Below are 26,331 nucleotides of genomic sequence, written 5' to 3' on the forward strand. Positions count from 1 at the left end.
CAATGCCCCATAACTAATGACTACAATATAAATTGTTGGGTGCTATAGGGTTTTGGCAGGATTAGGAAATGATGCTGACAGAAAAATTTGAGCAATTAAGAGCCTTATTTCAAGAGATGGAGCAGGCGTTGATTGCCTACTCTGGGGGCGTTGATAGCACTTTGGTTGCCAAAATTGCCTATGATGTCTTGGGCGATCGCGCTTTGGCTGTCACGGCTGTTTCTCCTTCGCTATTACCAGAAGAGTTAGAAGACGCGAAAATTCAAGCTGCAACAATTGGGATTCCTCATAAAATTGTCCAGACTCACGAGATGGAAAATCCCAATTACACTTCTAACCCTGTTAATCGCTGTTATTTTTGCAAAAGTGAGTTGCACGACACTCTCAAACCTTTAGCTTTAGAGTTGGGTTATCCTTATGTCGTGGATGGGGTAAATGCCGATGATTTGCATGATTATCGCCCAGGAATTCAGGCGGCTAAAGAAAGAGGGGCGCGATCGCCTTTAGCAGAAGTGGGTGTCACTAAAATAGAAGTTCGCCAACTTTCGCAACAACTCGGTTTACCTTGGTGGGATAAACCTGCTCAACCCTGTCTCAGTTCCCGCTTTCCTTACGGTGAAGAGATTACTGTGGCTAAGTTGCAACGAGTCGGTAGAGGAGAAATTTATCTCCGAAAACTAGGTTGGCAGAATTTGCGAGTGCGATCGGAAGGTGATACAGCACGTATTGAATTACCACCAGAGCAAATTAAAGAGTTTGTATTAACTAACGATTTACAAACATTAGTTTCAGCATTTCAAGATTTTGGGTTTATCTATGTAACCTTAGATTTAGAAGGTTATCGTAGCGGTAAGTTGAATCAGGTTTTAAATCGGGAAGCCTTGGGCGTTAAAGTATAAAATTTTGGTTGTATAAAGATAGAATTTATTTACCTTCTAGAGAAACTAGAAAGCAACCGTTAATCCTCCAGATATAATCGGGCTGTTTTTCCATAAAATATAAAGCCCTTAAGGGAACTCCATCAGGAGCAAGTAGCAGCAGTGGTTGAGTGATGTTTCCCTGGATGGTTGTTATTTTCTCGAAAAAGACAGAACGAGGGCGGTATACTGCTGGATAGCTTGTTTTTACCATAAGCATAAAATGTTCTGCGGTTCCGAATTGCGCCTGAATTGCCGGACTAGCGAAGGTAAAAGCGCCTTGAGCGTCATCTTTTTTAAAAGCTGCCAATTGGTATTCAATTACAGAACGTATGTTGATGGCATCTGTATCAGTAACTTCCATAAATTTAAAAATTGCGTAGGCACAGCCTGTCGTAGATATCGCTCTAATCTCGGCAAAGCGATCGCTCACTTCTCACGCTGAGTGAGCTTGTATTCTATCTGCTGTAGTGCCGTTCGCCACACGTCATATCCCTCTTGAGACAAGTGCAACCCATCTGTGGTTAACTCTGGGCGCAAATTGCCTTCCATATCGGTAAACGAGCTATAAATATTTAGATAATTAGCACCTTCTTGTTTGGCAATCACGGTTAGTTGGATGTTGATGTGACGAATGCGGCTATTGGCAATGTTTGGCAGACGAGTAGGTAAAATTGATTGGACAATAATTTGAGCATGAGGGTGAGCCTGTCGTAAACGCCTGACAATCCGGCGATAATTACGCAAAATTGTTTCATCACTAGCACCTTTTCTTAAGTCGTTAATCCCAGCCATGATGTAAATTACATCTGGTCGTGTTGCCGAAAATGCCCCCAATCTTTTTAAAACGCCACTAGAGGTATCTCCAGATATGCCTTGATTCAGCCACAATTTACCAGCAGGCAGTTTTTCTCTCGGAAACCACATGCTCAAAGAATCACCAACTAAGATACTTAGATGATTTGGGCCTTGACCTTGAGCGATCGCTCTCGCTTCTAAAGCTAGTAAACTTTTCCAGTCGTCATAAGTTAGTTGACGTTTCTTGATCGACTCCCACAATGATTGCAAATTATCACTATCTACGCGTGTATAAATCTGACCTGTTTTCAGAGCCGCCAATCTTTGGTAGTAAAGTTGATTCCCAGATGTCAATAAGAGGGTAGTTGCTTGGGTGCTGGGGTTAAGTGATGACTCTGTTGGGGTTGGTAATCCCGGACTGCCGAATTCTGGTACGCTAGGGATGTTTTTCTCACCTTCTGATAGCTGCGAAGTTTTTAAGGGTTGGAACGCTTGGCCGCTCAGTTCTGGTAAAGAGAGATCAACATTCTTGATAATTTTTGTACTGACTATTGCCTGCGAACCCTGTTTTAAATCCCACAGGAATCTAGAATTTTCTGGCAGGACAACGGACAGATGTGGAAGAGCCGATGCTGGTATTGCTAATCCTGTTAACAAGCCTGCTGCCAACAGATAAGGGTCCCTCATCGCTTTCTCTCTCCTCTACTCACTGCTTTTCCATATCACAGCATTCGTTGTCTGTATTCAGGAAAATTTTACTTCGGTTAATCTACTATTCTTATTTAGACTGTATAGTTCTGTAAAGCGTGTTCACGAGATTATATTTGACAATTTACGATCTCTTTAAAGTAGGGTTTTATCAGTAGTATAGAAGTATTATTTATGAGATTTTTCTACTGAAGACACTGATTTCTTTGGCTACACTTTTTACACTCAGTTGTCACAAATTAAGTGTTGGCAAACTCGGCGATTAGTGAGTGATTTGTGAGCATCTCAGGAGAGAGGTTTTTGCTTTTGATTAAATTACCATAAAATTCCAGATTTCTAGATTTCAGTAATTGTGGCGATCGCATGAGAGTTTACTAGACCTAGAAGCGATGCCTGACGAAAGACCGCTTTACATCTACACTTTTCACTTTTTATGCGAAATTGAGCTTTGCAAAGGTAGCAGTTATCAAATGAGTAATAGGTGTAAGTGTAATCATCGATAATATTGATATCATACGATGGTGTGTCATCGATAAGCAAGTATTAAGTTTGCCCTACTGAGAATTTGAGAACTTACTATAAGACTCATATTTGATTTTTGAAAAAACTCAGTACACACCTATTCCCTTCCTATGGTGCTTGCGCTACGCTTCTCTACGAGAGGCTACGCTAACGCGAACACGCACCACAAAAATAAATTCCGTAATCAAATCGGATTCCTATATACTTCATTTGAAATTTATGTTTACTCATTGAAGTATGAGTTGAAACACATTTAAATTAAGTTTTAACTCTAGAGAATAACCTCATTAGAAGTGCTAAGATTTAGGCTGAATCATTAGTGTTTCCCTTTTTTTACGTGGCTAGAGCTAGTACAGCGATTGGTGTTAGTCCCATTATTAAAGAGATTGTGCAAAAACAGGCACATTCTACACGTTTGACCCTGAAAGAAGTTATTCTCATGGGGATGTTAGCTATTGACAAACTAGATGATCGAGGTCGTCAAGAGTTAGCAGATCAAGTTCATCAAATGCAGGTAAATGGAGAAATTTAAGTAAGTCGTTATGAGTTATGGGTTACAAGTTATGAATTAGAAATTTTAACTTCTGGCTCTTGACTCTTCAGTTAATTTAGTTATTGGCCAAATCGATAACGACTTCCCATTACGTAATTTTCATTAATTTCAAAAGATATCCAGCGGCGTTGTAGAGTCTCAGAAACAAAGCCAGTTGTATTAGAACCTGCAAATGGATCTAATACTATATCACCTTCATCAGTTAAGAATTTGATGAAAAACTCGGCGAACCCTTGAGGAAAACGTGCTGGATGGGGTCTAATTTCTGCTGTTTTGCAGCGTCGTAAATAGGCACTATTAGATTCAGTATTAGCAATTTCTAATAAATTGGGTGGAATTGCACCCTGGTTATCCTTTTGAAATTTATCAGAAATATCATGTCCACTAGGACGTATTTTTGCTTTATAGCCATTTTTGAGTAACTGTTTCATACTTTGGCTATAAGGCTTTAAAACTTTTCTATTATCTGCTTTAGGATTTGGTGTTTTAGACAACCACCAAACTGTATTTACAGAATCTTTCACACGAATTCGTCTGATTGTCACCCACTCAGCAGGGGTTGGCAGTCGAGATGGATTATAGTGGTAAAATTCTTGAGCAAGAAAGAAACCTACTTCCTTACATAATCTAACTAAAAGTTCGTATTGGTAGATACTGCGAACGGGATTACCAGGTAAGTAAGCGCCACCTAAATCTAGTACGAATGAGCCATTATCTGCCAGCACTCTTTTAAATTCGGATGCAAAAGGTAAAAACCACTCAATATATTTTTCTGCACTTTCGTTACCGTATTCTTTTTTTCGTGTGAGAGCAAATGGAGGTGATGTAATAATTAAATTGATACTATTATCGTCAATGAATTTAATAAGTTTAAGGCTATCACCTAAATATGCGGCTCCGTTCTGCTGGGTATAATAGGGATTAAAAATTATTTCTTTTGGTGGCGTTATTAGTTCTTCTTGCAAGAGTGATAAAATTATCTCGTTTTTTATAGTTATAACTTGTTTTGATATTGTCTGGATATTTTATTTTAACAATACAGTTTGGTTAAGGTTTTTTGATGAAAATGCGAGAGCGCAAAGACGCGATAAATCGCCATTGTAGAGACGGCGATTCATCGCGTCTCTTGCCTTAATCGAACAGTATTGCATAGCGAAACTAATCTGCTTTGATGCTGAATTCTTCTTCAATTAAAAAGCGCCCCCTATTTCTGGAGGGCGCTTTTTATTTAGCTAATACTGGAGTATTAACCGTTGATAGCAGGAGCAGTCATTGCTACAGGAGTAACTTCACCAGCAGCTAAGTCTAAGGGGAAGTTGTGAGCGTTACGCTCGTGCATTACTTCCATACCCAAGTTAGCGCGGTTGATTACGTCTGCCCAAGTGCTGATTACGCGACCTTGGGAGTCAATAATTGATTGGTTGAAGTTGAAACCGTTCAGGTTGAATGCCATCGTGCTGATACCCAAAGCGGTGAACCAGATACCGACGACAGGCCAAGCTGCGAGCAAGAAGTGCAATTGACGGCTGTTTTGAAATGATGCGTATTGGAAGATCAAACGACCGAAGTAGCCGTGTGCCGCAACGATGTTGTAGGTTTCTTCTTCTTGACCGAACTTGTAACCGTAGTTTAGTGATTCGGTTTCGGTGGTTTCACGCACCAAGGAAGAAGTTACTAGAGAACCGTGCATTGCAGAGAACAATGAACCCCCAAATACACCAGCCACACCTAACATGTGGAAGGGGTGCATTAAGATGTTATGTTCTGCTTGGAACACAATCATGAAGTTGAAGGTTCCAGAGATACCCAAAGGCATACCATCAGAGAAAGAACCTTGACCGATTGGGTAGATCAAGAATACTGCGGTAGCGGAAGCCAAAGGTGCGCTGTAAGCTACGCAAATCCAAGGACGCATACCTAAGCGGTAAGAAAGTTCCCACTGACGACCCAAGTAAGTAGCGCAACCAATCAAGAAGTGGAAAACTACCAATTGGTAAGGGCCGCCGTTGTACAACCACTCATCAAGAGAAGCTGCTTCCCAGATTGGGTAAAAGTGCAAGCCGATAGCGTTTGAAGAAGGAACAACTGCACCAGAGATGATGTTGTTTCCGTAGATCAAAGAACCTGCAACTGGTTCGCGGATTCCATCGATGTCCACAGGAGGAGCAGCGATGAAGGCAATTACGAAGCAGGTGGTTGCAGCTAGCAGGGTAGGAATCATCAAAACGCCGAACCAACCGATGTATATACGGTTTTCGGTGCTGGTGATCCACTCGCAGAAGCGATCCCATACGCTAGCGCCAGAGCGCCGTTGTAAGGTTGTGGTCATGGTTTTATAAGTGCTATGGGTTGTTAAATATGGAACAAACGAAATAAATTTCGCCTGTTGAAATATAGTCTACATGAATTTACTTGGACGCAATCTGTGACTTAATATTCTTTAACAAAATTCTTTAACAAGCTAGTCGAACTGTAAAGTTTTTCTACTATTAAATAAGTCATGGATTGACGCTTTATAAGGCATTTCACCACCTAACTTGCTATTACTTTCGAGGATGCGATCGCCTACTACTCTGTGGCGGAAGTTTTCCTGCCTTTAATAAGGGGCTTAATCAATTGTCTGGCTAATTGAGATGGTAGGTGGATTTCCCTTACTTGCCTTTACACTTCTTTACAATCAGCCTGTGGGAAATATTTTAAGTCTTAATGAAATCTTGAAATGCCCCCCCAGAGGATTGCAGTTTGTATCCTAATAGGTTTTATTAAAAAGTTACATCTCTTAAATAATCTTCACAAGCCTAAATGAAATAGTTAGGCTCAGTTTTTCGCTGCTAATACAGTCCTATCCGTTTTTACCAAACAAAAATCTGTCTTTAAATGAGGAAATATATGTTATCAGGTTTTTCGCGTGTTTTCAACGATAGCTCCAGAAACGTTAGACGTAAAGTTATCAACATTTATGCATTCTTGATTAGCGTGAATATTTTGGTTTGGGTAGTTGCCCTCATTGCATTCCACAGTTACCCCCTTCTGCTTGGCACTGCCGTATTAGCTTATAGCTTTGGGCTGCGTCATGCTGTGGATGCCGATCATATTGCGGCGATTGACAATGTTACCCGTAAATTGATGCAGGAGAACAAACGACCTGTTGCTGTTGGGTTCTTTTTCTCACTGGGTCATTCCACCATTGTAGTTTTAGCCTCTGTTGCGATCGCATTGACTGCCTCAACCATTCAAAAGGACTTTCCTAGTTTTCAAAAGGTTGGTGGGTTAATTGGCACTACTGTTTCTGCACTTTTCCTACTGGCAATTGCAGCGATTAATATGGTGGTTCTCTGGGATGTCTATAAAACCTTCCAAAGCGTAAAGCGGGGAGGAATCTACGACGATCAGTCTTTAGATGAATTTTTGAACCAACGTGGGCTGTTAGGTCGCTTCTTCCGTCCCTTGTTTCGGCTGATAGATAGTAGCTGGAAAATGTACCCTTTGGGGTTTCTTTTCGGTTTAGGCTTCGACACAGCGACCGAGGTAGGACTGCTTGGGATCTCTGCAAGTCAAGCGGCTAAAGGTCTGCCAATTTGGTCGATCTTATTGTTTCCAGCTTTGTTCACAGCAGGTATGTCCCTAGTTGACACTACTGACGGCATTTTAATGCTTGGTGCTTATGGCTGGGCTTACATCAAACCAATCCGCAAGCTCTACTACAATATGACCATCACTTTTGTTTCTGTACTGGTCGCTGTAATCATCGGAGGGATTGAAGCTCTGAGCATCATTGGCGATCAGTTAGAACTGAAAGGTTGGTTTTGGGATTTTATTAGTGAACTAAGTGATAATTTTGGCACAATTGGCTACTTGATTATTGGCATTTTTGTATTAAGTTGGTTACTCTCGACTTTCATCTACAAAGTCAAAAAGTACGATGACTTGGAAGTTACTACCACTACAACCCCTAAGCAGACAAGGAATAAGGGAATAGATACAAATCAAAAAAGATGATCGATCTTAAGCATGGACAAGGTTTACAGCCAGTATCCGACTTGGAAGTGCGAATTCAAGTTGACATTTAAAAATCAAAGTAGATGTAGGGCAAACTGCCTTCGGGGGCTAATAACCAAACAGCGTAGAAACAGATGGGAACGAATACAAGTTTAATTGGCCAGTTAAACTCTAACTTCAGCATTCGGTTGAAGGTATAGACTACAGTCATCAGGGCAGCTAAAGCTAGAAGTACCCAAGTGAGTTGGGATTGGCTCATATTTAAGGCTTCCACATAGACCTTTTCCGCAAACTGGGCGTCAGCCGGATAACCCCAAAGATGCCGAATTACTAAAGAAGAGTCTTGGAGATTAGGTAAACGGAACCAAATCCAAGAGGTAAAAACCATCAGTTGGGTTAATAACCAAGCGACAAAAATACCCAGAGGATTTTGCCAGAATTGTTCTAGCTTTTCAAAGCGATCGCTTATAGAATCTGTAAGTCGATGAACCACCAAGGCTAATCCGTGGAATATGCCCCAAACGACATAACCCAAAGCAGCACCGTGCCAGATACCAGCAATTAGCATCACAAGAAATAAATTCCAGCAGGTACGGACTAAACCTCGACGAGAACCGCCCAAAGGAAAGTAGACATAGTTACGCAGCCAATCTCCTAGAGTGATATGCCAGCGTCGCCAAAATTCTGAGATATTGGTGCTGAAATAGGGAAAGTCAAAATTCTCAGGTAGAACCAAACCGAAAAGCAAAGCACTCCCACGGGCAATATCTACGTAACCATTGAAATCTAGATATAATTGCAAGCCGTAGGCAAATGTCGCTAACCAAAGATCGGTACTACCCGCCCGTTGCAAATTCCCAAAGCATAAATCGACGAAAATTCCCAAGTGGTCTGCAAAAATTCCCTTTTTAACTGCGCCCCTAGCAATCAACCACAGCGCCTCAGCTACTCTATCAGCACTAGGTAAATCTAGTGTATTGAATTGATTTGCTAAGTTGTGGTAGCGCGTAATCGGGCCTGAAATCAGTTTGGCGAAGAATAATTTGTATGTAGCAAATTTGAGAAAATTATCAGTAGCAGGGGCACCGCGATAGACATCTATTAAATAGGCAATGCATTCAAAGGTGAAAAATGAAATTCCTAAAGGTGCAATCAATTTAAAAGAGCTATCTGGTGAGTTGGTTTGTATATTAAAAACAAACTTGAATAAGGGGGTTAAATACTTAAAAGCTAACAGCAGTAAAACATTTAGAGTTATACCCAACCACAAAACTTTGAGACGGCGACGATTCCAATCAACTTGAGCAAATTGCCACTCTTCGTTAGAGATTTGCCAGTCAAGAGAATGTTTTCCTGGTGATGTATTTTTACCAATTTCCAGTCCCACACGGAAATTAATAAATGTCAAAGCTAATAGTAATGGTATGTATTGGATGTGCAAGGATGCATAGAAAACCAGACTGGCAATTAGCAACGTCCATAATCGAAATTTCTGTTGTGCTAAAGACCAGTAAATTCCTAATACACTCAACAAGAACAGCCCATAGAAAATTGATATAAAGTTCATTTTTTAGTCATTAGGCATTAGTCATTAGTCATTAGTCATTGGCCATTGGTCATTAGTAATTAGTCATTGGGTATTGTAGATTATTCTGCCTAGCTCCCAGTCCCCAGTCCCCAATCCCCAATCCCCAATCCCCTACTTCACTGGCCAAGGAATCATCGGATCGTTAGCTAACTTTTTCGAGACTTCGTATGCGCCAAAGCGGTTGAGGTGACTAGGATCAGAAAAATAGTCATTTGCTTTTGGCCACTGTTGGCTCAAATCACGATAAATAAAGTTGGGATTAGTAGCCAAACGCAACATATATTGTTGAAATTGTTGCTCATATTGTTTACGCACTGGATCTAAATAATCTGCCGTCAGAGGCATGTTGACAAACACTAAGGAAATTTTCTGAGCCTGGGTAAACTGAAGCACCTCTTGGAAAGCAGTATCTTGCTGTCCTTCTACCTGGAAAGATTTATAGTCGTTGTCATAATTTCCGGGAACTCTAGAATGTTTTTGATAATATCTCGCGGGATTAAAGCGAATAGACAAGGGTAGAAAGCCATCAAAGTCAACTGCTTGCTGAAAAATACTCTCATCTGAAGTAGCGTCTGTTAGCTGTTTTTCTGATGTAACTGTCTGATTATGACCAACTGCAAGGAATTGTTTTTGCAGTAAACTTTTTATTTGGTCACGGTTTTTATAACTAGCAGAAACAGATGCCAAAGCCTGATTTAAGGACTGATTGACAGCTTCATAAGTGCTGATCTCCGGTTTTTCTTCGGTTGTCTTTTTTTCTCCTGAATTTACTGTATTTTCTGGCAAATCATTACTATTTGCAGGGTTTGCTGTTTTTTGGAATGCTTGTTTATAACCAGCTGATGCAGCAAGCGATTTAAAGGTAATATCCTCGCGTCCGCCGTTGAAAGCACGGGCGCCATCTGCCCAGATAATTATTTTGGGTAGTTCTGATGGTTGCAGTACATGGCGAATTACAAAGTCTACAACTTGTGCAGTAGCACCGTTGATTCCAAAGTTAAATACATCAAGATTTGGATAGCCCTGAGTCGCTAAAGCTTTAGAAAGTGCTGCGGGATCTACTCCTCTGAGGGCGCGGGAGGAGCCAATAATCAACACGTCTGGCGGAGTACCAGTTCTAGCTAAACGCTGTTTATACAGTGCTAGTTGCTCGTCTAATTGTCTGACGTTGAAACTTGGCAGTTGCGATCGCGCTGCTAAAAGAATAGCTGTTGCGGTAGCTTTTTCCTTCAGTGGGGCGGCTGCCAAATTATTTTTCGGAGTATCATCGCTTTGGGTAAATTCCGAAGCATTAAATACAGAACTCTGATTTGGAGGAGATTTCGTTTTGGAAGTGCTGGTAAAAAATGTTGTTTTCTCACTCTGATTTTTTTCAGATGTCAAAGATGCTTGGCGCTCAGAAGATGATGGGAGGGAGACGCTAGCGACTTTTGACGAACTTGGTGTAGTACGTGCAATAATTTGACCCAGTACCCAATCAGTTTGGAGGGTGAGCAATAATCCCAGTGTTCCCCAAACTAGAGCAATCTTAATTCCTTGAACATCACGGTTATCTTCTGCTGATTGGTTGCTTTCGGTAAATAGCTGGCTGTTCAATAGCAATTTTTTTGCTGTTGCACTTGTCGTTGTCAGCCAATCTCGCGCTACTTCGGTTACAAAACTTTGAACTTCTTCTGTGGTTAAGTCGGGGCGCAAAATTGGCTCACTAGTCTCAGAGGTTACTAAATCGTTAACGTATTTAGAAGTAGCAGCAAATTCTGGGGTTGCCTCTGGTACTAAACGTTGGCGATGTTCAAGATCGACGCCATAATGCCAAAAAGGTTCTTTATTCCCAGCCCGGCGACCGTAGACACGTACTCCCATGATACCGGGAATTTTTAACTGGCGGATAAACTGCGTAATTTTACTTGCTACTTGTTGCCGCACTGGACAAACAGGCGCATCACACATGATGTGTAATAAATCATTTTTGTTCAGTAGAAGTACGCGAATGCCACCTGTTAATAGCCGCCAATCCAAATCAGGATTGAGTAAACGCTCCAGTAAAAATACGATCGCAGGTTCATCGCCAGTATTGGCTAAATCGAGCGGTGATGTGGCAAAGATGGGATTGTTGGCTGCGGGTAAACTCAGCCAATCAATCCAAGTCGGCTGCATGTCGCCTGCTTTTTGTCCGTAGACGGTGGCGGCGAGAATGCCTTGAGGTGCGATCGCTTCTAGTTGCGGTAAAATTGCCTCTAAACACACTGCCTTGTCTGGGATAGGGGCAGTTCCTAAGAGATCAAAAGCTGGAATACAAAAGATATGTAGCGTTGATTCTTTTAAAGAAACTTGGACACCAACTTTTAACCCTGATAGTACCTCAGTTAATAATCGAGCGATCGCTTGGACATCTCCCCAACGCGCCCACTCTTTGAGCATTACCTCTGGTGGGGTCAAGTCTATCCGCAGCAGCCAATCAGGGGCAGTTTCGCCGCTAACTTGAGAAACAATTACAGCATCTTGGTAGCCGGAAAGCTTGAGATAACGCAACTTTTGTGCTATTGGTTCAGCAAGCAATGATGCATCAGGGCTATAGCTCGACTGGCAAAATATCCACAGGCGATTTTCTTCTGGCTGAGAATTCTTGGGCTGATATGGCTTAATTTTTGCCTGTACTGATACACCTAACGTACTTAGGGTTTCGCTGAGATATCGAGCGATCGCCTCTGGGTTGCCTTGGCGTGCCAAACTTTCGTTAGAGACAATTAGCGCCCCACCCGATTGTTTAGATTTTTCTGAGTCTGCTAGTAGCGCTTGCTGCACCTCATCCAAATGCTTATCTATCTGATTCAAGTGAACTCGATGGCACCATGAGGGGCGCTGTTCCCCTTTTCTGCGGCCATAGACAAATACTTGATATATTGAGGTTTGTTCGCTGCTTGTGAGGATATCTAAATTTGTTTGCTGTAGTGCTTGCAGCAAGTCAGACAAAGTACGCCAACGCTGAGGACATTCCGTTCCTTCACAAAGAATATGAAGGTCATTTCCCCGCAACCGGACTTTCACCCCGAAAGTGTTGATCCCTGTTGCCTGGCTTACCCATTGCGCTAAGGATTGCTGGCGATCTGGTAATACTGTTTTCATGCTCAGTTAACTTTACAGTCAGCGATTGTTGGGGGATAGTGCCTGCACTTGTAAACTAGAACCATAGGTTTATCACACTCTGACGTTTTTTTTTAACAATTTTGTTACCTTCGTAGCTCATAAAATCGGCCAAGATAGTCTTGTACGGGTTGCAAGTCTGACTAATGTTGAGTTTTGCGTTTATTTTACTAACAGGGAGTCAAAAATCAGAAGTTAGGAGTTAGGGGTTAGGAGTTAAAAGTTAGGAGCCAGGAGTCAGAATAATTCTATATGACTGGCTGATGACTTGTCCTTGAAAGCCGGATTTGCATCCCACTGCCCTAATACGCCAGATGGGCAAAACAAACAATAAGCTTATCTCATTAAACTCCCTCCCTTTATCGTTGGAGTTATCTTAACTCCTAACTCCTGACTCATAATTCATAACTCCTAACTTCTTCTTACTCATATTTCCCATAACCAAGAATTAGCAATGCCTCCTGTCAACCAACAATCTTCATCTAAACCCGCATCCAATCTGGATTTATTTGCCATTCCCCCGTCGTTCCTTTTACAAATTGGTACAGCGTCTATATTACTGCTGCTGATTACTGGAAAAACTACAGTAAAAGCACTAGAAGCCATAGGGGAAGCCAGTGAAGAATTATTTCGAGGCGATCGCCTACCCAACCTAGATTTCCCAGATGAACACGAAATCAATCAAGATGAGAAGATATACACCAAATAATTATTTGCTCAGGAACAACCCAGTGAGCATTAAGTGCAAAACCTAGAACCGTAAACACTAATTAGCTTTACAAGAATAGAGAATATGGGTTCCCTTTTATACTCTTCGTCTCAAACTGCGGATATATACCCGGTGTCGGAATTATTTTTGCGCCATCGTCTCCAGGTAGTGGAAGAATTGTGGGAGTCAGTTCTCCGGCAAGAATGTGGTCAAAATATGGTAGATTTGTTGCGGCAGTTGCGCGATTTATGTTCGCCAGAAGGGCAAGCAACAAATGACCAAGCATCTTCAGCCGTCAAATTAATTGAACAACTAAATATCAACGAAGCAATTCGCGCGGCTCGCGCTTTCGCTCTATATTTTCAGTTGATTAACATCATAGAGCAGGAATACGAACAACGGCAGCAATTGAGTCGCTATGAGGCCGAAAGCGAGGAAATCGAGCCGGAAACAGCAGCCAATGTTAACTATTCGTCTAATCAAAGAGAAGATGACGCGCCTGTTAGCAAGGGAATAGCAGCAGCCTTCCTCAAAAAGAATTATCTCGAAAAGGCGCAAGTCAAACCCAAAGGTACCTTTGCTGCCTTATTTCCCTATTTATTCAAACTGAATGTACCACCCCAGCAAATTCAGCGTCTAATTGCACATTTGGATGTCCGCTTAGTTTTCACAGCCCACCCGACGGAAATTGTTCGTCATACCATCCGGGATAAACAGCGACAAGTAGTACAACTTTTGCAGAAGTTGGATGCTTTAGAAAACCATTCTGGGACTACACCAGGAGCATATCCTTGGGAAGCAGCAGATGTCCGCGAACAATTGCTCGAAGAAATTCGCCTCTGGTGGCGCACAGACGAACTTCATCAGTTTAAACCCACGGTGCTAGATGAAGTAGATTATGCCCTACACTACTTCCAAGAAGTTTTATTTGATGGCATTCCCCAACTTTATAAACGTTTCAAACATACTCTATCCAATACCTTTCCTTGGCTAGAACCACCGAGTAAAAACTTTTGCTCCTTCGGCTCCTGGGTAGGCTCAGATAGAGATGGGAACCCATCAGTTACACCCGAAATTACCTGGCAGACAGCTTGCTATCAGCGCAAAATGGTGCTAGGGAGATATATTCAGTCAGTGAAAAATCTGATTGAGTTGTTGAGTGTGTCGATGCACTGGAGTGATGTCTTACCAGACTTGCTGGAATCTTTAGAAGCGGATCAGTCGCAGTTGAGTGAGGTATACGACGCACTGGCGCTGCGTTATCGACAAGAACCTTATCGGCTGAAACTGGCTTATGTGCTGAAGCGACTGGAAAATACTCGCGATCGCAATCTAGCTTTGTACAATCGGGAAACGCCAACCAATCAAGATAGTCCCCTGTATCGTTCGGGAAACGATTTTTTAGCAGAACTGCGGATGATTCAACGCAACTTGACAGAAACAGGCTTAAGTTGTCGAGAATTAGAAAATCTCGTCTGTCAGGTAGAAATTTTTGGCTTTAACTTGACACAGCTAGATATCCGTCAAGAGTCATCCCGCCACGCCGATGCGCTCAATGAGATACTGGAATATCTACAACTATTACCCCAACCTTACAACGATCTATCTGAGGAGCAAAGAGTCGCTTGGCTGACAGGAGAATTGCAAACCCGTCGGCCATTAATTCCGGCAGAATTGCCATTTTCTGAAAAAACCAACGATGTCATTGAAACCTTTCGCGTCGTGCGATCGCTGCAACAAGAATTTGGTCTAAATATCTGCCAAACTTACATTATCAGTATGTGCCGCGACGTAAGCGACGTGCTGGAAGTACTACTGTTAGCCAAAGAAGCCAGACTTTTTGACCCCGCCATAGCTGTGGGAACCATTCAAGTTGTCCCCCTCTTTGAAACAGTAGAAGACTTACAACGCTCCCGAAGCGTCATGCGGAAACTATTTGAACTCCCCTTATATCGCGCTTTATTAGCCGGCGGCTACGAACAAACAAAAGTAGAGAATGAAGCATCCCCCCCTGCCCCCTCCGTCTCTTCCTCCCCGCTTCCCACGAACTTGCAAGAAGTAATGCTGGGGTATTCTGACAGCAACAAAGACTCTGGTTTTTTAAGTAGTAACTGGGAAATTCATAAAGCTCAAAAATCACTGCAACAAATAGCAGAAAACTATGATATAAATTTGCGGATTTTCCACGGACGCGGCGGTTCTGTGGGACGTGGTGGTGGCCCTGCTTACGAGGCGATTTTGGCTCAACCAGGTCATAGTATCAATGGGCGAATCAAGATTACCGAACAAGGAGAAGTTTTGGCTTCCAAATACTCCTTATTGGACTTGGCTTTATACCACATGGAAACTATCACCACAGCAGTGATTCAAGCCAGCCTGCTGCGAACAGGGTTTGATGATATTGAACCCTGGAATGAGATTATGGAAGAATTAGCAGCGCGATCGCGTCAACATTATCGTGCCCTAATCTACGAACAACCTGATTTTGTTGACTTCTTCCACCAAGTAACCCCCATTGAAGAAATTAGCCAGCTGCAAATTAGCTCTCGTCCCGCACGTCGTCCATCTGGTAAGAAAGATTTAAGCAGTCTACGAGCGATTCCTTGGGTATTTAGCTGGACACAAACCCGCTTTTTACTTCCTTCCTGGTATGGCGTTGGCACAGCTTTACAAGAATTCTTGAACGAAGAACCAGAAGAACACTTGAAATTGCTCCGCTACTTTTACGTTAAGTGGCCCTTTTTCAAGATGGTGATTTCTAAGGCTGAGATGACTTTGGCAAAGGTAGATATGCAAATGGCACATCACTACGTCCAGGAATTGTCCAAGCCAGAAGATCAACTTCGTTTTGCCAAGGTTTTTGACCAAATTGCCAGCGAGTTTTATCTGACAAGGGATTTGGTGTTAAAGATCACCGATCACAATCGACTGTTAGATGGCGATCCTGTGTTGCAACGATCTGTACAGTTACGCAATGGCACAATTGTACCTTTGGGATTTATTCAAGTTTCACTACTCAAGCGTTTACGGCAGTCCCTAAATACGACTGCTACTTCTGGAGTAATTCATTCTCGTTATAGCAAAGGCGAGTTACTGCGAGGAGCGTTGTTAACTATTAATGGCATTGCTGCTGGGATGAGAAATACGGGTTGATTGGGCATTGAGCATTGGGCATGGGGCATTAGCCTCGTTCCCAGCCTGGAGGCTAGGAATATATTCCCAGGGGCTCTGCCTCTGGTCAAGAAAGAGGAGGCGGAGCCTCCCAGAATGGGTTCCCACCCTAGAGGCTGGGAACCAGTTAGATGACTAATGGCTAATGACTAATGACTAAAAATAGAATTTTAATTTGCACTTTTTTGGCTTTGTCATCAGGTTTTTTTGGTGCTTACACTAGTGGGCAAATCACCATGATGCTGCATAGCCAAAAGTGCCAAAACCAACCTTGGGGTTTAAAGGAGATGTGCAATGCTTGGATGACGCCAGGGGCAATGTGGCAAGGTAGCACAACAGGACTTTGGACAGGCACTATTTTAGGGGCGTTTGTTGGTGGTGTGGTGACGCGACAAGCTCGTGATTAGTTAACCTTTGGCGGCTTTGGTGTCAGCAAGGCTGGTAAAATCTACCCATAGCTAAGAAGAGAAAATCACCATGCCTACCGAAACTAACTCAGGGAATCAAAGTACTACTGGGGCTGATGCGATTGATGAAGCGATCGCACAGGGAATTGATTTTGATGGTTCTCCTATTCCGCCTGCCAAGTTAGAACTCTATGGTAAAGTTATGGCGCTAGAAGGCAATAGACAGCGCAGTGGTGTATCTAATACGATGCGATCGCGCATTGTGCGAATTGGCGCAAAGCATATTCCCCAAGCAGAACTCGACCAATTACTTGTAGATGCTGATTTTGCACCCCTTAAAGAAAAAGAAATTGCCTTTTTCTATAGTGGTAAATAATTGTTGATGTTTTACAACAGGTTTCATTTATTTGAACCAAATATGTTGTAGGGGCACAGCAATGCTCATTGGTGTCAACTTAAGCTGGAAATAGCTTATCTGTTGGCTGCCATGCCCGCCCGGAAATAAATTTTCGGGCTAATAGCTTAAGTCTACTGAAGTAGACTGGAGATTTTTAGCAATATTTTTTAGTCATCTTCAGATGACTTTAGCTATGAGACGGGAATTTCAATTCCCGGCGGACAAGCGGTTTCGCGTTAAGTTGACACCAATGAGCAATGCTGTGCCCTTAATACTGTTCGCTTAAGGCAAAAGACGCGATGAATCGCCGTCTCTACAATAATCTCAATTTTCTACCTCACATATCCTAAATTGCCATCAGTATTTTGGCTTCTTGAGTCTTTTCCCGATCGCGTTGAAAAGTGTATCTACAGCAAGATATTGTCAACTTTGCCTTGTGTTTGAATTAGCAGGTGGCTATATGTACTTGAGTAATAGCTGAAAGACTTGGAGAACACATGTCAGGAACTACGTCAAATTCAGAAATGCAATATCGAGTACTCGGCAGCACAGGAGAGAAAGTTTCCGCCATCGGATTGGGCGGTTGGCACATCGCCTTGAAGCACGTTGATGAGCAATTGGCTATCCGTATTGTGAGAACAGCTATCGATCGCGGCATCACTTTTATGGATAACAGTTGGGATTACAACGGTGGAGTCAGCGAAATTCGTATGGGAAAAGCACTGCGCGATCGCTACCGAGATAAAGTGTTTTTGATGACGAAAATTGATGGTCGTTCTAAAAAAGAAGCTGCAAAACAGCTAGACGAATCACTGAAACGCTTGCAAGTTGATTACATCGATCTTGTTCAGCATCACGAAATGATTCGATACGAAGATCCCCATCGAATTTTCGATCCAGAAGGGGCGAATGCTGCCTTCATTGAGGCGCGAAAAGCTGGAAAACTCCGATACATCGGCTTCACCGGGCACAAAGATCCCCATATTCATCTACACACGCTAGAAGTTGCAGCTACTCACGGGTTTAAATTTGATACGGCGCAGATGCCGCTAAATGTCATGGATGCCCATTACCGAAGCTTTGCAAAGCTAGTTGTACCAGAACTTGTGAAACAAAACATCGGCGTTTTGGGGATGAAAAGCTTGGCAAACGGTATTCTTTTACAGTCAAATACAGTAACGCCAATTGAGTGTTTACACTATGCTTTGAATCTGCCGACATCGGTTGTGATTACCGGAATTGACAGTATGGAAATTCTAGAGCAAGCTTTTGAAGCAGTGCGGACATTCCAGCCAATGAATGACGAGCAAGTGCGATCGCTCTTAGCAAAAACGGCAGAAGCAGCATCACGCGGCGAGTTTGAGCCGTTCAAAACCTCATCAATCTTTGACAGTACCGCCCAAAATCCAGATTGGCTGGGAGAGGAACCACAGCGCATCCAGCAATTGATGTCAGCGTGATGCTTTCTGAGTGTTGTCTGTAGAGGAAGTCCACACATCGATATGCTACCACTGGTATCTTTCTGGTTTCATTCGTTCCCAAGCAAAATTCATTTTTACCCAAGCATCCCGCCAGTAACTTGTAAAACTATGTCCTCCAGCTCTGAGTGCGTGATGATGACCAATCCAGACTAGAATCACGGTACATAGTAAAGAAAATGCTGCATAAGATAAGTGACCTTCCGTAACCATGCAGGGTGGTTTCTGTGTAAAACTGCCAAACGCTCGTATTGAAAACGAATATGCTTTACTTCGTCTATCAATATTTGTTGACACAACTGCTTTAAAACTAGGGAATCAGACCTCTCCCTGCCTTGAACTAAAGTTCAAGCCTATCCCTCTCCGAGTCGGAGAGGGACAGGTTTTGCGTAGTAAAACCAGGGAGAGGTTTTTTGGGTGGACATGATATACCAATCGAACTCACGTTGTTTCAATGATTCCCAAAACTTACTGCAAACCTCTTAGACGTAATTGCGATCGCCACGCTATCTAATGTCTGCAATGGCATTGTTTCGGCTGACAATGCTATTGTTTTGACATGCAATGGCATTGTTTCGACTGACAATGCTACTGTTTTGACATGCAATGGCATTGTTTCGACTGACAATGCTATTGTTTTGACATGCAATGGCATTGTTTTGACTGACAATGCTACTGTTTTGACATGCAAAAATTAACTCACACTTTTTTAACCTTGTTCGATCTAAAAATCTCACTTTACCGTTAGTTTTTTTGATCTAATGGGCACATTAAATATATGACCTATATCAGTATGCCTATATGCCCGCCCAAGATCAAACCCGCCGTCTGCCTTCTCAATCAATTAGTCAAGATATAAATTCATTGCACGGCTTGCAAACCATCAGCACATACAACACAACCCGTACTGATGCGTCTGTAGCAAACTTACAGCAAGCTTATCAGACGATGCTGGCGCAGCAACAAGCCGAAACTGAAAAACTAACTTTATACCGTGCTGCTGCTGACGCTGTGCGATTAGCAGAATGGGAATTTCACAATGCTGTATTAGCCATGAAAGAAGTGATTCGCGGCCAATATGGCTCAGATAGCGATCAAGCCCAAGCAGTCGGACTGAAGAAAAAATCAGAACGCAAGCGTCCCAACCGTAAAAAGTCAGTTGCGATAGCGTAATCGGCGGCTGGAAGCGATCGCAAGTTAATTAACTAAAGAGCGATCGCCCATATCCAAAATTTGTAACCTGTTTAATTTGACTTTTGATTACCAAGGAATAATCTTTACTCAAAATTCAATCTATCAAAATAGTGAATTAATTTCATAACTATTGACGCTAAAACTTCTATCTAGCGATTGATATGGCTAATAAGCTAAATAAAGTAGATTTAGTATACTAAGTCACATGAGATTGTCTTGTATGAAACAGAATTATGTTACAAAACAGCTTTCCACAGTAAAACGCTGGATGGCTACAACATTGCTTGGTATGTTAGCGATCGCTTTTGTTTGGCAAGGTGCATTTTTCTCAAACACCTCAGCAATGGCTGATCCTGCTGCAACCTTGATTGCATCCTCAGACGCAGGCGATCGCGCTCAAGAAAAAGCCAGTAGAGATGCTGGACGAACCAAAAATTTCATTGATGATGCGGCAGATAAAGTTAAAGACGCTGCCAAGAGCAATGCCAGTAAAGTTGACCAAGCAACAGACAATGGTAGCTTTATTGAGCGCAAAGCAAAGAAAGATGCCGCTACAATTCAAAGAAGAGCAAGTGAAGATGCATCTCGCACTAAAGAAGCAGTAGACAACACCAAGAATGTTGTTGAACGTACTGTCGAAAACATTAAAGATGCTTTTGGTAAATAGAGAATAGATATAGCCGCAACCCGTAGATCCCCGACTTCGTAAAAGTTGTCGGGGATCTTGTTTTTTACGAATGATTCAGAAAAATATTAAGTTACTAAAATACTGAATTTTGCTAAAACAAATAAGTAATTTTAGATACATCTTTGTTGCGCCTAGCTAAACTAGCGATCGCTGATAAAACTAGCTCCTGTCAACGCAGAACAGAAGAAACAATAGTTAAATATTTACTAGCAAATGTGCTAGATATATAGTTATAAATAAAATATTTAACTTTCTTTTTTACTAACTTAAAAAGGTCAAATTGAGTAATCTTCGTAGGATACTTCCGCAAATTACTTCTAAAAAACTTGTTTTTCTATACGGGATATAAACACATATTAAGTAGCATTACTTATTGACAAATGTGTTATGGCTTCAACTGATTGCAAATTAATTTGACGAATTGTTAATGGTTAACAAATTTTTCACCATTATCAATTACGAAGTTATACTTTCCACTACAACTTAGTAACAATATAAGAGTTTGATTCTGTGGATAACCCGACCGTGGGAAAATCAAAATACCGAAACTGAAGTTTAGAGAGGAAAACCTTATAATATGCATCTGAGCGAAATCACCCATCCTAATCAGTTGCACGGTTTATCTGTTCGCCAACTACAACAGATTGCCCGTCAGATTCGAGATAAGCATCTCCAAACAGTAGCAGTTAATGGTGGACACTTGGGGCCAGGGTTGGGTGTTGTCGAATTGACACTAGGACTTTATCAGACGCTAGATTTAGATCGCGATAAAGTGATTTGGGATGTAGGACACCAAGCTTATCCCCACAAACTGCTTACCGGACGTTACGATCGCTTCCACACCCTCAGACAAAAGGACGGAGTTGCAGGTTATCTCAAACGCGGTGAAAACAAATTTGACCACTTTGGGGCTGGACACGCTTCTACAAGTATTTCCGCAGCATTGGGCATGGCTTTAGCGCGAGACTTGAAAGGGGAAAAATTTAAAGCCGTTGCCGTGATTGGCGATGGGGCGCTAACTGGCGGTATGGCTTTAGAAGCCATCAACCATGCTGGACACATGCCGAAAACTAACCTCTTAGTTGTTCTCAACGACAACGACATGTCCATATCTCGCAACGTCGGCGCGATTCCCCGCTATCTCAACAAAATGCGCCTCAGCCAACCGGTGCAATTTATTAAAGATAATCTTGAAGAACAGTTTAAACAAATTCCCTTCGTGGGTGAATCCCTGTCTCCCGAACTTGGACGCATCAAAGAAGGTATGAAACGCTTGGCTGTTCCTAAGGTAGGTGCAGTTTTTGAAGAACTCGGCTTTACCTACATTGGGCCAGTGGATGGACATAATCTCGAAGAATTGATTACCACCTTCCAACAGGCACATCAGATACCAGGCCCAGTCTTGGTACACGTCGCAACAGTCAAAGGCAAAGGTTATGAAATTGCCGAACTCGATCAAGTTGGCTACCACGCCCAAAGCCCCTTCAACGTAGCAACTGGCAAAGCCATTCCTTCTAATAAACCCAAACCCCCGGCTTATGCCAAAGTGTTTTCACACACTCTGGTGAAACTTGCCGAACAAAACCCGAAAATCGTCGGCATTACTGCGGCGATGGCAACAGGGACAGGCTTAGATAAACTTCAGGCAAAACTACCCAATCAATATATTGATGTCGGCATTGCGGAACAACACGCGATTACTCTAGCAGCAGGACTTGCAACTGAAGGGATGCGCCCCGTAGCTGTTATCTATTCTACCTTCCTGCAACGCGCCTACGACCAAATAATTCACGATGTCTGCATCCAAAACCTGCCAGTATTTTTCTGCTTAGATCGGGCAGGAATTGTCGGTGCTGATGGCCCCACCCACCAAGGTATGTATGACATTGCCTATCTGCGTTGTATTCCCAACATAGCAATTATGGCACCCAAAGACGAAGCAGAAATGCAAAGCATGATAGTAACTGGTGTTAATCATACCAGTGGCCCCATCGCAATGCGTTATCCCCGTGGCAATGGTTACGGCGTTCCCTTGATGGAAGAAGGTTGGGAACCTTTGGAAATTGGCAAAGGTGAAATTCTGCGTACAGGCGATGATGTGTTAATCGTCGCCTATGGCACAATGGTCTACCCAGGAATGCAGGCTGCGGAAATTCTCAGCGAACATGGGATTGAAGCAACTGTAATTAATGCCCGTTTTGTTAAGCCTTTGGATACCGAGTTGATTTTACCTTTAGCTAAGAAAATCGGCCGCGTTGTCACCTTAGAAGAAGGCTGTGTGATGGGTGGATTTGGTAGTGCGATCGCTGAAGCTTTACTAGATGCAGATATTCTGGTTCCTGTCAAGCGATTTGGTGTACCAGATGTATTGGTAGATCATGCAGAACCCAATGAATCAAAGGCAGAACTAGGTTTAACTAGCCATCAAATAGCAGAGAGAGTTTTGCAAGCTTTCTTTAAGCAGCAAGTATCGGCTGTGGTTTAGCTAATTCTAAGTCAAAATAGTTTTATGAAAATAACCCCAAATTCTGGGGTTATTTTCATAAGGATACTGAAAACCCTCCAAATTTTCTAGGCAGTTTGCCTAATCCAATACAGTTCAGATCAGCCCAAAACACTTGTAGAGACAGCGATTTATCGCGTCTCGAAAACCCAAAATTGTTGCCTAATCCCTCTATTGGAGGAAGAATTAAATATTACCGTTAAATTAATGTTATTAAATATACAAAAATATAGAGGCTTTTTACTATGGCTGCTGATGTATTCGAGTTACCAGCACCGTCCGCCAACTCAATAGTTGGACATCTACTTGAACTTGGACAAGACCCATTAGGATTTCTGACCCGTTGTCGTGACTATGGTGATCTTGTTCCCTTACAGTTAGGGTTAACATCTAGTTGTTTAATAACTAATCCTGAATATATAGAAGAAGTCCTCAAAAATCGCAACAATTTTATTAAAAGTCGAGGCTTACGGGCTTTAAAAACCTTATTAGGAGAAGGCTTGTTAAGTGCCGAAGGAGAATCCTGGTTTTGGCAGCGTCGTCTTGCCCAACCAGTATTTCACCAAAAACGGATTAATGCCTATAGCCAAATAATGGTAGAGTACACCAACCAAATGCTTCAAAGTTGGCACGATGATGAAACTCATGATGTTCATGAAGATATGATGCACCTAACGCTGCAAATAGTTATGAAGTGCATATTTAGCTCAGATGTAAATGCAGGAGAAGCAAAAGTTGTTGCCAATGCACTAGATGTAGCAATGCAGTGGTTTGAAAGTAAGCGGCGGCAGAATTTTCTGGTATTGGAGTGGTTTCCCAGACCTGAAAATATCCGTTATCGTAACGCTATTGCCCAAATGGATGAAGCTATTTATAAACTGATTCAAGAACGTCGCAATAGTACAGAAAAAAGCAATGATTTGTTGACAATGTTAATGGAAGCAAAAGACGAACAAACTCTTCAGCAGATGGATGATAAATTGCTGCGGGATGAAGTCGCTACCTTAATGTTGGCAGGGCATGAAACTACTGCCAATACTTTATCCTGGACGTGGTTGCTTTTGGCGCAAAATCCCGAAGTGCGTGAAAAATTACAATCAGAGTTAAATCAAGTCCTGCAAGGAAAATTACCAACACTAGAAGACCTTGGACAGTTAGTTTATACACAGCAAATTATCAAAGAATCAATGCGCTTGTATCCTCCAGTACCTCTTATGGGGCGGGAAGCAGCAGTAGATACGCAGATTGGTGATTATGAAATTCCTCAAGGCATGGCAATCATGATCAGCCAATGGGTAATGCACCGTCATCCAAAGTATTTTGAGAATCCTGAAGCTTTTCAACCAGAAAGATGGACACAGGAATTTGAAAAGCAACTACCGAAAGGAGTATATTTTCCCTTTGGAGATGGGCCAAGGATTTGTATTGGTAAAGGTTTTGCTCAGATGGAAGCGGCTTTGTTATTGGCAACTATCGCTCAAAGCTTCCAAATGGATTTAGTACCAGGATACTCAATCGTGCCACAGCCTTCAATTACCTTACGCCCAGAAAACGGGCTGAAGGTACAACTCAAACAGGTTGCTTAAGGAGGCAGGAGGAATCCCCATAAATAAATTTAGGCGTTCCGTCAGCATCAGCTAAAGGGGAATTTAACAAGGACGTTGTATTTTAAGACGTATGGCTCAAAATACATACAATTCGTAGAGAGAAATATGAAGTTCGTTTAGTTGCCCCTAAATTTATTTATGAGGATAATTAATTTTGAATTTTGAATTCGGAGCAAAGCGACGTGACACTTTCCACAAACCAGGTTTATCCCGTTATTTGGCACAACGATTCGGTGTCATTAATTGACCAAACGCGCTTACCTAACGAATATACCTTTGTAGAAATTCACCGCAGTGAAGATATGGCGCGGGCGATTAAAACGATGATTGTCCGAGGTGCGCCGGCAATCGGTGTGGCTGCGGGGTATGGAATGTATCTTGGCGCGAGGGAAATTGAAACAAGCGATCGCACTGAATTTTTGCAAAACTTAGATAAAGTTGCTCAGTTATTACGTTCTACTCGTCCGACGGCGGTAAATTTATTTTGGGCAATTAGTCGAATGATGAAAGTTGCTAAAGAAACGCTGGGAACTGTTGAAGACATAAAGCAAACCCTTTTCCAAACAGCCCAAGCAATCAACGTTGAAGATTTGCAAACCTGTCAAGCGATCGGTGACAATGGTTTGGCAGTCTTACCCACTACCCCCGAAAGGCTGACGCTACTTACTCACTGCAACGCTGGGGCGCTAGCTACTGCTGGTTATGGCACAGCTTTGGGTGTTGTGCGTTCTGCTTGGAGGGAAGGACGTTTAGAACGTTTATTTGCCGACGAAACCCGTCCTCGTTTGCAAGGTGCAAAACTCACCGCTTGGGAATGTGTGCAAGAAGGTATTCCGGTGACATTAATTACTGATAATATGGCAGCCCATTGCATGAAACAGGGTTTGATTCATGCTGTAGTTGTGGGTGCCGATCGCATTGCTGCTAATGGTGACACTGCTAATAAAATTGGTACGTATAGTGTGGCGATCGCAGCTAAAGCTCATAATATCCCTTTCTTTGTCGCTGCACCCCTTTCTACCGTCGATTTTGAATTAGCCGATGGCAGCCAAATTCCCATTGAAGAACGCGAACCAACAGAAATATATCAAGTTGGCGATACTATTCTCACACCTGCGGGTATAGATTTTTATAACCCAGCTTTTGATGTGACTCCAGCTGAGTTGATTACAGCCATCATTACAGAAAATGGAGCGATCGCACCTGATAAATTAGCGAAATCACAGTTAAAGAAATTACCGATTGGGTTAAATCCGAATTAATGCAGAACTTGCGCCGAGTTCTCGATAACTCTAAATCCGAATAACGGAAACTTTATAGGGGATTGCCCCAAAAAAATCTCCGACTTTTCAGAAAAGCCGGGGATTTTGTTTTTTGACCACTTTAAAATCTGACAGATCAAAATTTATCAGCGATTTTTTCAATAATTTTATCTAAACTTCATATTTGGACTAAATTTAATAAGTAGAATCCGCAATTACTTACTCAAAATAAGCTTTTGCTTTCTCAAACCCCAGTTTGCTTACTCATTTTGGTGTTTTCCGCAAGTCAAATAAGCTTTGACTTACTCAAAAGAAGCTTTTGCTTTCTCATTTTAGTGTTTTCCGCAAGTCAAATAAGCTTTGACTTACTCAAAAGAAGCTTTTACTTTCTCATTTCGGTGTTTTCCGCAAGTCAAATAAGCTTTTGCTTTCTCAAAATGCCATTTGACTTACTCAAACCCTAGTTCGCTTTTTGATTTTGGTGTTTTTTGCAAATAAAATGCCATTTCGCTTTTTTAAAATCGTTGATTTATCAGAAGATGTCTGAGAAGTATTAAATATTTGTTGATCCCCTTAACCCCCTTAAAAAAGCTAGGGTTGTATACACAAGTCAAATTAGCCCCTTGTAAAGGGCAGGGCTGTTTCATTCCCTAAAACAGGTAAAATTGCAAGGGTAGAAGGGGGGG

21 protein-coding genes are annotated in these 26,331 nt (G+C 42.2%); 13 read left to right on the forward strand and 8 right to left on the reverse strand.

Features of this window, described 5'->3' with window-relative positions; genetic code table 11:
- The first annotated feature begins 71 nt into the window (after positions 1 to 71).
- Positions 72 to 899: an ATP-dependent sacrificial sulfur transferase LarE gene (larE, locus tag HWQ39_RS29600; protein ID WP_292853409.1), complete on the forward strand. Its 828-nt coding sequence runs from the start codon at positions 72 to 74 to the stop codon at positions 897 to 899.
- Positions 900 to 924: 25 nt separating this feature from the next.
- Here the strand turns inward: larE and HWQ39_RS29605 are convergent, their stop codons facing one another.
- Both HWQ39_RS29605 and HWQ39_RS29610 read right to left on the reverse strand, forming a co-directional pair.
- Positions 925 to 1,281: a DUF4864 domain-containing protein gene (locus tag HWQ39_RS29605; RefSeq protein ID WP_292853411.1), complete on the reverse strand. Its 357-nt coding sequence runs from the start codon at positions 1,279 to 1,281 to the stop codon at positions 925 to 927.
- A gap of 65 nt (positions 1,282 to 1,346) precedes the next feature.
- Positions 1,347 to 2,402 carry an SGNH/GDSL hydrolase family protein gene (locus HWQ39_RS29610; protein ID WP_292853371.1) on the reverse strand — a complete coding sequence of 352 codons (1,056 nt, stop codon included), beginning with the start codon at positions 2,400 to 2,402 and terminating at the stop codon, positions 1,347 to 1,349.
- A gap of 862 nt (positions 2,403 to 3,264) precedes the next feature.
- Between HWQ39_RS29610 and HWQ39_RS29615 the strand changes: the two genes are divergently transcribed.
- Entirely contained in the window at positions 3,265 to 3,477 is a 213-nt protein-coding gene (locus HWQ39_RS29615; RefSeq protein ID WP_292853373.1) for a hypothetical protein, read from the forward strand.
- 80 nt (positions 3,478 to 3,557) lie between these two features.
- On the opposite strand, the gene HWQ39_RS29620 is transcribed toward HWQ39_RS29615, so the two are convergent.
- Together HWQ39_RS29620 and psbA are read right to left on the reverse strand one after the other, a co-directional pair.
- The gene (locus tag HWQ39_RS29620; protein ID WP_292853375.1) at positions 3,558 to 4,463 is read right to left on the reverse strand and encodes a site-specific DNA-methyltransferase; all 906 of its coding nucleotides are present in this window, start codon (positions 4,461 to 4,463) and stop codon (positions 3,558 to 3,560) included.
- A 281-nt stretch (positions 4,464 to 4,744) separates the two neighbouring features.
- Positions 4,745 to 5,827, reverse strand: a complete 1,083-nt coding sequence (gene psbA, locus HWQ39_RS29625) for a photosystem II q(b) protein (protein WP_292853377.1) — start codon at positions 5,825 to 5,827, stop codon at positions 4,745 to 4,747.
- Positions 5,828 to 6,387: 560 nt separating this feature from the next.
- Here psbA and HWQ39_RS29630 point away from each other — a divergent pair.
- Positions 6,388 to 7,497, forward strand: a complete 1,110-nt coding sequence (locus HWQ39_RS29630; protein ID WP_292853379.1) for a HoxN/HupN/NixA family nickel/cobalt transporter — start codon at positions 6,388 to 6,390, stop codon at positions 7,495 to 7,497.
- A gap of 67 nt (positions 7,498 to 7,564) precedes the next feature.
- Here the strand turns inward: HWQ39_RS29630 and HWQ39_RS29635 are convergent, their stop codons facing one another.
- Entirely contained in the window at positions 7,565 to 9,064 is a 1,500-nt protein-coding gene (locus tag HWQ39_RS29635; RefSeq protein WP_292853381.1) for an MBOAT family protein, read from the reverse strand.
- A gap of 132 nt (positions 9,065 to 9,196) precedes the next feature.
- Positions 9,197 to 12,211: a DUF1574 family protein gene (locus HWQ39_RS29640; RefSeq protein WP_292853383.1), complete on the reverse strand. Its 3,015-nt coding sequence runs from the start codon at positions 12,209 to 12,211 to the stop codon at positions 9,197 to 9,199.
- A gap of 472 nt (positions 12,212 to 12,683) precedes the next feature.
- Between HWQ39_RS29640 and HWQ39_RS29645 the strand changes: the two genes are divergently transcribed.
- The 5 genes from HWQ39_RS29645 to HWQ39_RS29665 all read left to right on the forward strand — a co-directional run bounded on the left by HWQ39_RS29645 (position 12,684) and on the right by HWQ39_RS29665 (position 18,373).
- Positions 12,684 to 12,938 carry a hypothetical protein gene (locus tag HWQ39_RS29645; RefSeq protein WP_292853385.1) on the forward strand — a complete coding sequence of 85 codons (255 nt, stop codon included), beginning with the start codon at positions 12,684 to 12,686 and terminating at the stop codon, positions 12,936 to 12,938.
- Positions 12,939 to 13,022: 84 nt separating this feature from the next.
- Positions 13,023 to 16,091, forward strand: coding sequence for a phosphoenolpyruvate carboxylase (gene ppc, locus HWQ39_RS29650; protein WP_292853387.1), 3,069 nt, complete (start codon positions 13,023 to 13,025; stop codon positions 16,089 to 16,091).
- A 170-nt stretch (positions 16,092 to 16,261) separates the two neighbouring features.
- Positions 16,262 to 16,516: a hypothetical protein gene (locus tag HWQ39_RS29655; RefSeq protein WP_292853389.1), complete on the forward strand. Its 255-nt coding sequence runs from the start codon at positions 16,262 to 16,264 to the stop codon at positions 16,514 to 16,516.
- A 70-nt stretch (positions 16,517 to 16,586) separates the two neighbouring features.
- Complete coding sequence (locus tag HWQ39_RS29660) at positions 16,587 to 16,892, forward strand: DUF4090 family protein (RefSeq protein ID WP_292853391.1); 306 nt, start codon at positions 16,587 to 16,589, stop codon at positions 16,890 to 16,892.
- A 518-nt stretch (positions 16,893 to 17,410) separates the two neighbouring features.
- The gene (locus tag HWQ39_RS29665; protein ID WP_292853393.1) at positions 17,411 to 18,373 is read left to right on the forward strand and encodes an aldo/keto reductase; all 963 of its coding nucleotides are present in this window, start codon (positions 17,411 to 17,413) and stop codon (positions 18,371 to 18,373) included.
- A 45-nt stretch (positions 18,374 to 18,418) separates the two neighbouring features.
- On the opposite strand, the gene HWQ39_RS29670 is transcribed toward HWQ39_RS29665, so the two are convergent.
- Together HWQ39_RS29670 and HWQ39_RS29675 are read right to left on the reverse strand one after the other, a co-directional pair.
- On the reverse strand, positions 18,419 to 18,604 hold the full coding sequence (locus HWQ39_RS29670) for a hypothetical protein (RefSeq protein WP_292853394.1): 186 nt from the start codon (positions 18,602 to 18,604) through the stop codon (positions 18,419 to 18,421).
- A gap of 238 nt (positions 18,605 to 18,842) precedes the next feature.
- On the reverse strand, positions 18,843 to 19,082 hold the full coding sequence (locus HWQ39_RS29675) for a hypothetical protein (RefSeq protein WP_292853396.1): 240 nt from the start codon (positions 19,080 to 19,082) through the stop codon (positions 18,843 to 18,845).
- 110 nt (positions 19,083 to 19,192) lie between these two features.
- Here HWQ39_RS29675 and HWQ39_RS29680 point away from each other — a divergent pair, with 110 nt between their 5' ends.
- From HWQ39_RS29680 to mtnA, 5 genes are all read left to right on the forward strand, one after another.
- Positions 19,193 to 19,564: a hypothetical protein gene (locus HWQ39_RS29680; RefSeq protein WP_292853398.1), complete on the forward strand. Its 372-nt coding sequence runs from the start codon at positions 19,193 to 19,195 to the stop codon at positions 19,562 to 19,564.
- 241 nt (positions 19,565 to 19,805) lie between these two features.
- Positions 19,806 to 20,252 (forward strand): hypothetical protein, encoded by a 447-nt coding sequence (locus HWQ39_RS29685; RefSeq protein WP_292853399.1) that lies wholly within the window; start codon positions 19,806 to 19,808, stop codon positions 20,250 to 20,252.
- 598 nt (positions 20,253 to 20,850) lie between these two features.
- Positions 20,851 to 22,758, forward strand: a complete 1,908-nt coding sequence (gene dxs / locus HWQ39_RS29690) for a 1-deoxy-D-xylulose-5-phosphate synthase (protein WP_292853401.1) — start codon at positions 20,851 to 20,853, stop codon at positions 22,756 to 22,758.
- Positions 22,759 to 23,021: 263 nt separating this feature from the next.
- Entirely contained in the window at positions 23,022 to 24,362 is a 1,341-nt protein-coding gene (locus HWQ39_RS29695; protein WP_292853403.1) for a cytochrome P450, read from the forward strand.
- Positions 24,363 to 24,565: 203 nt separating this feature from the next.
- A complete protein-coding gene (gene mtnA, locus HWQ39_RS29700) occupies positions 24,566 to 25,645 on the forward strand; it encodes an S-methyl-5-thioribose-1-phosphate isomerase (protein WP_292853405.1) in 1,080 nt (359 codons plus the stop codon).
- The last annotated feature ends 686 nt before the right edge of the window (positions 25,646 to 26,331 follow it).

Source organism: Nostoc sp. NMS8 (genome assembly GCF_017115045.1).
Classification (GTDB): Bacteria; Cyanobacteriota; Cyanobacteriia; order Cyanobacteriales; family Nostocaceae; genus Nostoc.